The organism is Cytobacillus sp. MT66, from assembly GCF_058792595.1.
This window is the reverse complement of record NZ_JBXAFB010000003.1, coordinates 23,377-33,750: the sequence shown is the minus strand read 5'-3', so window position 1 is coordinate 33,750 and position 10,374 is coordinate 23,377. Positions and strand designations below refer to the sequence as shown.

Annotated in this window: 7 protein-coding genes and 1 pseudogene; all 8 read left to right on the top strand. The window is 41.4% G+C overall.

Annotation, left to right across the window (positions count from 1 at the left end):
* Nucleotides 1–262: 262 nt before the first annotated feature.
* Nucleotides 263–2,197, top strand: coding sequence for a TRAP transporter permease (locus AC1Q59_RS06080; RefSeq protein ID WP_492364906.1), 1,935 nt, complete (start codon nucleotides 263–265; stop codon nucleotides 2,195–2,197).
* A gap of 66 nt (nucleotides 2,198–2,263) precedes the next feature.
* Nucleotides 2,264–3,280 carry a TAXI family TRAP transporter solute-binding subunit gene (locus AC1Q59_RS06075; RefSeq protein WP_492364905.1) on the top strand — a complete coding sequence of 339 codons (1,017 nt, stop codon included), beginning with the start codon at nucleotides 2,264–2,266 and terminating at the stop codon, nucleotides 3,278–3,280.
* A gap of 135 nt (nucleotides 3,281–3,415) precedes the next feature.
* Entirely contained in the window at nucleotides 3,416–4,417 is a 1,002-nt protein-coding gene (locus AC1Q59_RS06070; protein ID WP_492364904.1) for an LLM class flavin-dependent oxidoreductase, read from the top strand.
* A gap of 288 nt (nucleotides 4,418–4,705) precedes the next feature.
* Complete coding sequence (locus AC1Q59_RS06065; protein WP_492364903.1) at nucleotides 4,706–6,091, top strand: aminotransferase-like domain-containing protein; 1,386 nt, start codon at nucleotides 4,706–4,708, stop codon at nucleotides 6,089–6,091.
* Nucleotides 6,092–6,184: 93 nt separating this feature from the next.
* A pseudogene (locus tag AC1Q59_RS06060) lies at nucleotides 6,185–7,478 on the top strand (MFS transporter).
* Nucleotides 7,479–7,763: 285 nt separating this feature from the next.
* Nucleotides 7,764–8,495 carry a hypothetical protein gene (locus tag AC1Q59_RS06055; protein WP_492364902.1) on the top strand — a complete coding sequence of 244 codons (732 nt, stop codon included), beginning with the start codon at nucleotides 7,764–7,766 and terminating at the stop codon, nucleotides 8,493–8,495.
* Between the two features lie 229 nt (nucleotides 8,496–8,724).
* Nucleotides 8,725–9,705: a nickel pincer cofactor biosynthesis protein LarC gene (larC, locus tag AC1Q59_RS06050; RefSeq protein WP_492364901.1), complete on the top strand. Its 981-nt coding sequence runs from the start codon at nucleotides 8,725–8,727 to the stop codon at nucleotides 9,703–9,705.
* 4 nt (nucleotides 9,706–9,709) lie between these two features.
* Nucleotides 9,710–10,180 carry a nickel pincer cofactor biosynthesis protein LarC2 gene (gene larC2, locus AC1Q59_RS06045; RefSeq protein ID WP_492364900.1) on the top strand — a complete coding sequence of 157 codons (471 nt, stop codon included), beginning with the start codon at nucleotides 9,710–9,712 and terminating at the stop codon, nucleotides 10,178–10,180.
* The last annotated feature ends 194 nt before the right edge of the window (nucleotides 10,181–10,374 follow it).

The following is a 10,374-nucleotide window of genomic DNA, read 5'->3' as shown; positions in this document are numbered from 1 at the left end:
CACGCAAAGGAGTCTAAAGCCGAGCGGACTTCGGACAAAAAACCAGAAAATCAAACAAATTAATCTAAAAACATACACTCCTGAATAGAAATTCTAGTAAATCCCAAATAAGATCAGACATCCGACTAAAAAACTAGTGAAAATTACAAAAATACTAAATTCCTTTAACGCCAAAAAGGACTTTCGTATTGACGTGCTAAAGAAACTAATATAGAATCATCACAGAAGATTAAAATTATTCCAAAATAGGAGGTGGTTGCCAATGAGTAAAGAGATGGAATTAGTAGAAAAAGTAGATAGCGAATTTCGTGTTCGTACATATTTAGGAAAAACAGCCAAGGCTGTAACTGCCGTCGCTGTCATTTGGTCGATTTTTCAAATCTTTTCAGCAGGTGCGGGGATTTTTGACGCAATCACCTTAAGAGCCTGGCATATGATGTTTTTGCTTGTTGTCACTTTCTTGCTCTATCCTGCAACGAAAAAAGGAAAACGGACGCTTACCTTCCCGTCTGTATTTGATATGATTTGTATTCTATTAAGTATTGCATCAACCGGTTATTTACTAGCTTCCTATAAAACGATTGTGCTAAGAGGCGGGTATTTGCTGCTTCCGGATTATATCTTTGGTGCGATCGGAATCATTATGATATTTGAGGCTGCCCGCCGGGTGGTAGGAAATCTAGCAATCTTAGCATTGATCTTTTTCCTTTATAATTTCTTTGGTCCACTGGTACCTGGCATCTTCGGACATGGCGGCTTTAGCGTCAAACGGATCATTGATTACCTATACTTCGGCAGCGAAGGCGTTTTTGGAATTGCTATTGGGGTTTCGGCTACATTTGTGTTCCTGTTTATCCTATTTGGCGCCTTCTTGAGCAGAAGCGGGTTCAGCCAATTTATTAATGATTTTTCATTAACGATTGCTGGACGGTCTCCGGGCGGACCGGCGAAGGTAGCGGTCATTGCCAGCAGTTTGATGGGGATGATCAACGGAAGTGCCTTGGCGAATGTGGCGACAACCGGAACATTAACTATCCCGCTTATGAAAAAAAATGGCTACAAGCCGCATTTTGCTGGAGCTGTTGAAGCTGTTGCCTCAACCGGAGGACAGTTTGCACCGCCAATCATGGGTGCTGCGGGGTTTGTTATGGCGGAATATTTAGGCGTTTCCTATACAGTCGTCATGATTGCAGCTATTATTCCAGCGTTTCTTTATTACTTAACTTTAATCATGGTTGTTCATTTTGAGGCAAGACGTTTAGGGTTAAAAGGGCTCTCTAAAGAAAACATTCCGAATGCAATAGAAGTCCTCAAGAAACAAGGCCACCTATCTCTCCCATTATTTGTATTGATGGGTATGTTATTCATGGGTTATACCCCTTTATATGCTGCGGTATTCTCCATCATTGCCTGTGTAGTGGCAAGCTGGCTGCGCAAAGAAACAAGAATGGGGTTAAAGGACATTCTTTTAGCCCTTGAAGAGGGTGCAAAAGGGGCCGTTGGAGTGGCTGTTGCCTGTGCAGTCATCGGAGTCATCATTGGAACAGTGTCCTTAACCGGACTTGGCCTTAATTTTGGCTACAGTGTTATGAATTACACAAATGATAGTATCCTAATTGCTGGTTTACTGGTCATGATTATGAGTATTATTTTGGGCATGGGTGTTCCTGGTGTTGCAGCCTATGTAATTGTTGCAACAGTTGGTGCCCCAGTATTAATTAATCTTGGTGTTACACCGCTTGCTGCCCATATGTTTGTCCTAATTTATGCATGCCTGTCTAATATTACGCCTCCAGTCGCCCTTGCTTCTTATGTGGCTGCCGGAATTGCGCAAACCAATCAGATGAAAGTGTCAATGGCAGCTGTTAAGCTTGGCCTAACCGGCTTTATCCTGCCGTTCTTCTTTATTTTTAACGAACAGCTGCTGCTTGGGGCTAACCCATATTCTGAAAGTATCATCCCAGCAATTACGGCAACGATCGGCTGTATTTCACTGGCAGCTGGTCTGCAGGGCTGGCTAATGATGAAAGCTAATGTTATTCAGAGATTGATTTTTCTGGCAGTAGGAATTTTGATGATTACACCAGGAGCCGTTACAGATTTTCTGGGTATTGGCTTACTGCTGGTGGTTATTGCTTGGCAGTGGGTGGCGAAAAAGAAATATGAACAAGAAGAGTTTAGCCAATCTGTGAGCTAACAATATTAGAAATCTCCCGCTAAATTTGGCGGGAGATGAATATAAAAAAGGGAGAGGTTAGAAAAAATGTTAGGAAAGAAAAAATGGCATGTATTATTATTATGTATGCTTAGTGCAGTTCTTGTGCTGAGCGCTTGCGGAGGCGGCGGAGAAAGCGCTTCAGGCGAGGAAAGCAAAGGGGAAGAAAAGAGCAAGCCGCAAAATTTAAACTTCCCGACAGCTTCAACAACAGGTACGATTTATCCGCTTGGTTCAGCAATGGCAAATCTATGGAATACTGAAATTGAAGGATTGCGTGTAAACGCTCAAGCTTCTAATGGCGGCGTTGACAACCTGAATCAATTGAAAGATGGCGAGTCACACATTTCATTTGCTACATCTGGAATTATTTGGGAAGCTTTTAATGGAGAAAGAGGATTTAAGGATCGCAAGTATGATGGTGTTCGTATTGTTGCTGGACTTTACTATAATCCAAACCAATTCGTTGTCCGCAAAGATTCAGGAATTGAATCTGTTGGTGATATAAAAGGCAAGAAATTTGCTCCAGGAGCAACAGGAAGTACACCTGAAGTAGAATCTAGTATTATTCTTCCAGCTTATGGAATGAGCTATCCAGATGATATTAAGGCAAACTTTGTTGGTTTTACTGAAGCGATTGATTTAATGAGAAATAAGCAGCTTGATGGTGCGTTAATCCAAGCAGGCCTGCCAACTGCTGCTGTAACTGAAATGACGCAAACAGCTGATGGAGTATTAATCGGCATTGAGCCAGAAATCCGCAAACAATTAATGGAAGAATATCCTTGGTACTCTGAAATGACGATTCCAGCAGGAACCTATGAAAACCAAGATAAAGATGTTGATACACTAGCCATTAAAATGATGCTAATTGCTGATGAATCAGTTGATGACGAAACCATTTATCAAATGACAAAGGTTTTCTGGGAAAAGCTAGGGGAGCTTGAGTCCTCTCACGCGATTGTTAAACAAATGGATATTGAAAACGCCACTACAGAGCTAGCAGGCATTCCATTACATGAAGGTGCTAAGCGCTATTATGAGGAAAAAGGTCTATTAAAATAAAAGTAGAATTTTTTGTGAAGCCAGGACAGCTGTTCTGGCTTTTTTATACTTTTTTCCAATAAAAGCATTTCATTTTGTTTCCGAAATGTTAATTGGTACTATTATAGTGAATCCATAAAGAAAGGTTAGTTATAAATGGCAAATATACAAATTCCTGTTTCAGTCTTGAATCTTGTTCCCATTCGCCAAGAGCAGTCCCCAAAGGATGCCATAGATGCCATGGTCGATTTGGCTCAGGCAACAGAAAAAATGGGCTACACGAGATACTGGATTGCAGAACATCATAATACAACTACTTTAGTCAGTTCAGCTACATCCATCTTAATCAAACATACACTAGAGCACACCGATCACATCCGTGTTGGGTCAGGCGGGGTTATGCTTCCGAATCATGCACCATTAGTGGTAGCCGAACAATTTGGCACCATGGCAACAATTTATCCAGACCGTGTGGATTTAGGACTCGGCCGTGCACCCGGTACAGATATGCTGACAGCAAGCGCTCTAAGGAGATCCAAAAATGATTCTGTCTACACATTCCCTGAAGATGTGAAGTCATTGTTGACCTATTTTGGACCTGCAGAACGCCAAAGTTATGTAAAGGCCTTTCCAGGGGTTGGCTTGAACGTGCCAATTTATATTCTTGGATCCTCCACAGACTCTGCCCATCTAGCGGCGAAATTAGGGCTGCCATATGTATTTGCTTCTCACTTTGCGCCTAGATTCATGGAAGAAGCGATCTCTATTTATCGCAGAGAATTCAAGCCATCAGAATACTTGGATGCTCCTTATATGATGGTTTGTTTAAATGTCATTGCAGCAGAAAGCGATGAAGAAGCGAAACGAGAACAAACAACGATGCAGCAATTTTTCCTAAACGTGGTTCGCGGTTCACAGAACACGCTGCAGCCGCCAGTTGACACAATGGATGGCATTTGGAGCCCGCAGGAAGAATACGCTGCCCTATCGATGTCAAGCGTGACCTTACTTGGAAGTAAAGAATCCATCAAAGAGCAGCTGGCAAACTTCCAAGAAAAATATAACGTAGACGAAATTATGGCTGTGTCATATATTTACGACCCTGACAAACAAAAACGTTCCTATGAAATTCTTAAAGAAGTAGTGGACGGCCAGTAGGACAGGGTGCCTGTTATAAAAGCCTCGGTTTTTCGAAGAAGCCAATTATAAAAGTTGGGTTAGTTCCTATGGTGTCCAGCCAACAAAATGCAATTGTTGGCTGGACACCTGAATTTTTAAAGGATTTCTCTATTTAACCTTGATCAAAATGACTGCAAATCTAATCGGCATGGTATTTATAAATGATTAAGAATAAAAGTGCAGCCATGAAATTTATCTCAAAAAGCAGATTATAATTGTCATAAAAACGGCACAATCATATAATTGTGTGAAAAAAGGATGCGTATCATGCCGATTAATTCTTTCGAAAACTATCCGATGAGTTGGAAGCCAACGATTGATAAAACTAAAAAGCCTATTTATCAAGAACTAGCAGGGCAATTGGAACAGGATATTACAAATGGAGTTTTGTTGCCCGGAACCAAACTTCCTCCACAGCGAGAATTGGCCGATTATTTAGATTTAAATTTGAGTACCATTTCAAAAGCGTTTAAAGTTTGTGGGTTAAAGGGCTTGTTAAGTTCATCTGTTGGCAGTGGCACATTTGTCTCATATGATGCGTTATCGAATGCGTATTTACTTGAAGATACAAAGCCGCAGCAAATTGAAATGGGAGCAACACTGCCAGACAATGCTTCTTACGAGCCGTTGTTACTCCAACTAAAAAGCATGCTGCAAGAGACAGATTATGAAAAATGGTTTGGTTATGGTCGACCAGGCGAAAGCCTTTGGCAAAAGGATGCCGCAGTAAAGCTCATCCGACGAGGCGGGTTTGAAACAACAGTTGATCACATTTTATTTGCAAATGGGGGTCAAAATGCAATGGCTGCTACACTGGCAAGTCTATGTTGGCCAGGAGATCGCATTGGTGCTGACTATCATACGTACCCAGGCTTAAAAACTGTTGCATCGATGCTTAGTGTGCAAATAGTTCCGATAAAATCAGAGAACTATGAGTTGAGTCCAACGGCTTTTGAAGAAGCGTGTAAAAATGAAAATATTAAAGGCATTTACTTAATTCCAGATTATCATAATCCGACAACTTCTTGCATGTCTGTTGAGAATCGAAAAGGGATTGCAGCTATTGCCAAAAAATATAATCAGTTCATTATTGAAGATGCAACGTACCATCTCCACAGTGAAAAAACCTTACCGGCAATCGCATCTTTCGCACCAGAACAGGTCATCCATATTGCGAGTTTATCGAAATCAATCGCACCAGGGTTACGCCTAGCCTATGCAGCGGTGCCGAGTCAATATAAGGAGCTAATTGCAAAAGCACTTTACAATTTAAATATAACAGTATCCCCCTTATTAGCAGAACTTACTGCACGTACGATTGTATCAAATCAATTTAAAGTCTTAATTGAGAATCATCGGAAACAAACGATTATCAGGAACCAAGTCGTCAATCGATATTTAGCAGATTATACTTGTTTAGGTACTGAAACAGGTATCTTTCGTTGGCTGTTATTGCCTGGCAAAGTGACAGGTGCTGAATTTGAAAAATTAGCTGCGCAGCAGGGTGTACAAGTGTATGCAGCTGAACGTTTTGTAGTTGGAAATAGTTGTCCAGAGAGGGCTGTGAGGGTTGCTATCTGTGCAACGGAATCACTAGAAGAGCTTGAGCGAGGATTGGTGATCCTGAAACGTTTACTAAACGAGCTTACATAATATTGTTTGCCACACAATTATAATATTGTGTGGCTTTTTGTATGCGTGCTATGATGATTTAAATCTAAATGGAAAAAGAAAGGGAGGTTAAGGATGTTAGCTAAAGATAATGTAAAAGTTTTAGACGCTCAATCAGCTTGGCTGCAAAGCTATCTAACTTCTCCAGAAAAACAACAACAATTATATAAAAAAACATTAATTGTTATTGTTATATCCCAAGTTTTTGGCGGGGCAGGACTTGCAGCAGGGATCGCAGTAGGGGCACTTCTCGCACAAAACATGTTAGGTACAGATAGTGTAACGGGAATTCCGACGGCGTTATTTACTTTAGGTTCAGCAGGAGCCGCCCTGCTTGTCGGCCGATCTTCTCAGAGATTTGGTCGTCGCATCGGGCTTGCGGCAGGATTTTTGGCCGGAGGGATCGGTGCCATTGGCGTTGTTATTTCAGCAATTATGAATAGTATTCTACTTTTATTTGCTTCACTCCTAATCTATGGGGCAGGGTCTGCGACAAACCTGCAAGCACGCTATGCTGGAACTGACTTAGCAACCTCAAAACAAAGAGCAAGCCATGGTTTCTACCACATTCGGTGCTGTTGCGGGCCCCAATTTAGTAGATGTAATGGGTGATTTCGCTATATCCTTAGGAATTCCTGCATTAGCCGGTCCATTTATATTAGCTGCAGCAGCTTATATACTTGCAAGTTTAGTTCTGTTCATTTTGCTTCGTCCTGATCCCTATGTAGTTGCAAAAGCAATATCAGATGCCCAAAAAACAACTGGTCATTTGCTTTCTGAGGAAAAATCTAAATTATTATCGACAAACAGGCGAGCAATTTTTGCGGGATCCGCAATAATGATCCTGACTCAATTTGTGATGATGGCCATTATGACGATGACACCTATACATATGGGACACTATGGACATAGTTTGAATGATGTAGGGCTTGTCATTGGGTTTCATATAGGGGCTATGTTCCTGCCTTCGTTAGTAACAGGTTTTCTTGTTGATAAAATTGGCCGTTCAGTTATGGCTATGGCTTCAGCTATTACGCTGCTTGCTTCTGGCATTTTAGCCGCTTTGGGACCTGCAGATTCGATGGCACTACTCATTACAGCACTTGGTTTACTAGGACTTGGCTGGAATTTTGGCTTAATCAGTGGTACAGCCATCCTTGTAGATGCAACTCACGCTTCTACTCGGGCTAAAACCCAAGGGTCTGTAGATGTTTGGATTGCTTTATCAGGAGCATTAGGAGGAGGCATATCTGGAATGGTTGTAGCACAATTTAGTTATGCAGCCCTTTCAATTGCTGGTGCAGTCCTTTCATTATTGATTATTCCAATGATTATGTGGGCCGGTATCAATAAACAGAGGAAGATCTAAATAAAGATAAATGAATATTCAATGTGCCAACGAGTAATGAAAGCTATTAAACTTTTAACATAATGTTATACGTAATTTAAAAAAGTAGGGGTATATTGATGAAAAGACGCCCCTATCTTCGAAGTTGATAAATTGGACTAAAAGAACACCTTTTATAAATCCAAACCTCTAAAATAAGGTTACTATCCCTTTGTCCCCAGGCTCTCACCCTTATTTAAAAAATGAATACACTGTTACAGGCGTTTATCACAAAAAGCCGGATTCTTGAATAGGGGAGAGAAGGACGTGTATCATTTTTCAAATGGAGGGTTTCCTTATTTTGTACAGCCGGGTGGCCAATATGGGATGCCTGGCCTGCATTTTTACACCACACCAGAGGAATTTTATAGAACGAATCCTGGAGTGAATCCATATCAGCAAATGGCTGGCCAGCCTAATTTTATACAAGCGGCCAATACAGGACAAAAGGATTGCATAACCCAAAGAGAAGTCGAGTTGATGCGAAATGAGCGCAGCCTATGGGAAGAACATGTAGCATGGACGAGGATGGCCATTATCAGCTTGACCTTTAAATTGCCGGATGTCGACTTTGTCCTCGCACGTTTGTTGAAAAATGCAGATGATATGGGGAATATGTTCAGGCCGATTTATGGGGAGGAAGCAGCCAACACATATGCTACTTTAATCAAGGAGCATTTACTGGTAGCTGCAGATCTAGTAAAAGCAGCGATTGCGGGCAACACCCAAGGAGCAGCAGAAGCAGAACGGAAATGGTATGCAAATGCAGATAAAATCGCCGTCTTCCTCAGCAATGTAAATCCATACCTGCCAAGGGAAAAAGTCAGACAAATGTTCTATACCCATTTGAGATTAACCAAGCAAGAAGCCGTATCGATGATTCAAAAGGACTATCAAAAGGATATTGCCGTCTACGATGCAATCGAAAAGCAGGCAAGAGAAATGGCCGACATGATCTCAGATGCAATGATTAAACTATACCCCAACCTGCAGAGATAGAAAAGGACAGAGGGACAGGCACCTTGTCCCGCGGACATTGAGACAGCCCCTTTTACGGACAGAGAACCTGTCCCTCTGTCCCACGAGCCTAAATCAAATAAGATTTAGGCTTTTCTATTTCTTCTGTAAAGTTTATCCTAGTAGTAAGGGCTGGAAATATTGTATGTCCGCACCAGCCAATGAAATAATAGGTAATAGAATTTGCTACGGGAAAAAGGAGTAATTGTTAATGAAAACACTATATATCGATTGTATTTCGGGAATCAGCGGCGATATGTTTATCGGTGCTCTCCTTGATGCAGGAGCAGATCCTGCGGTCTTAGAGGAAGAATTAAAAAAGCTTCGTTTTGAAGATGAATATCAATTGGCATGGAAAAAGGTGATAAAGAACGGAATCACAAGCACCAAGTTCGATGTCGTGCTAACGCAGACAGATCACCTTCATGAACATGATCATCACCACCATCACGAGCACGATCATGATCATGATCATGATCACGCACATGAACATAACCATGATCACAATCACCAGCACGGGCATGATCACGCACATGAACATAACCATGATCACAATCACCAGCACGGGCATGATCACGAACATCACCATGATCACCAGCATACTCATGATCATCACCATAATCACGAACATAATCATGAACATGAACATGACCATCACCATCACCACCATCATCATGACCACGATCATCGCTCATACAGTGATATCGCAAAAATGATTGAAACATCGGAATTAGCACCCGAAGTCAAGGACATGTCCTTAAAAATCTTCCGGAAAATTGGCGAAGCTGAAGGACATATTCATGGAGTGCCATTGGAAAAGGTTCATTTTCATGAAGTAGGCGCAGTGGATTCGATTATAGATATTGTCGGGGCAGCGATCTTAATTCATCAATTAGGAATCAAAACCATCAAATCCTCGCCGGTCCCAGTAGGTTCTGGAAAAATACATATTGACCATGGCATCTATCCTGTCCCCGCACCGGCCACTCTAGAAATATTAAAAGGGGTGCCGATTGAACAAAGCGATGTGAGATTTGAATTGACCACGCCAACGGGCGCCGCCATTGCAGCGGTGCTGGCAGAAGAATTCAGCACACTTCCATCTATAAAAGTGAAATCTATTGGCTATGGTGCCGGTACAAAAACGTTTAAAGACCGGCCAAATGTCCTACGGGTCATCATAGGGGAATAAAGCGATGGCACAGCACCCGCACAATGATGAACATATAGATGATCAGATGGTTAAGATGGAAGTCAATCTTGATGACACGCCAGGCGAATGGCTTGGCTATGTTATGGATTTACTGTTTGAAGCAGGGGCGAACGATGTCTTTTACACACCGATTTATATGAAAAAAAACCGTCCAGGTGTTTTACTCCAGCTCCTAACGAATTGTAACAATATCGATAAAATGAAAGAAATATTATTTAAAGAAACCACAACGCTGGGTGTACGTTATTACTATTTAACGGTTCACCGGCTGGAAAGAAAATTTACCACAATTGAAACAGAATGGGGGCCTGTCACCGTCAAGAAGGGCTATTATGAAGGTGAACTCGTGCAAAGCGCCCCAGAATATGAGGAATGCAAGAGCATTGCCAAGATTCATCAGATTCCATTGAAACAGGTCTATGAACAGGTTTGGAAGACAATCGCCCAAAAATAAATACTATGATATGCGGATAAGGTGACCAGCCTTATCCGTTTTTTTTTATGGTTTAAAAAACAAACTGTTATACGTTTCGCTCTATTAGCAGAAAATAATTGGAAGAGGAATGAGTCTATCACCGTTACAATAGTTAATTACAAATCGATGTGTTGAAAAAATAAACAAATAATATTTCAGTTTGTCCTATTGAC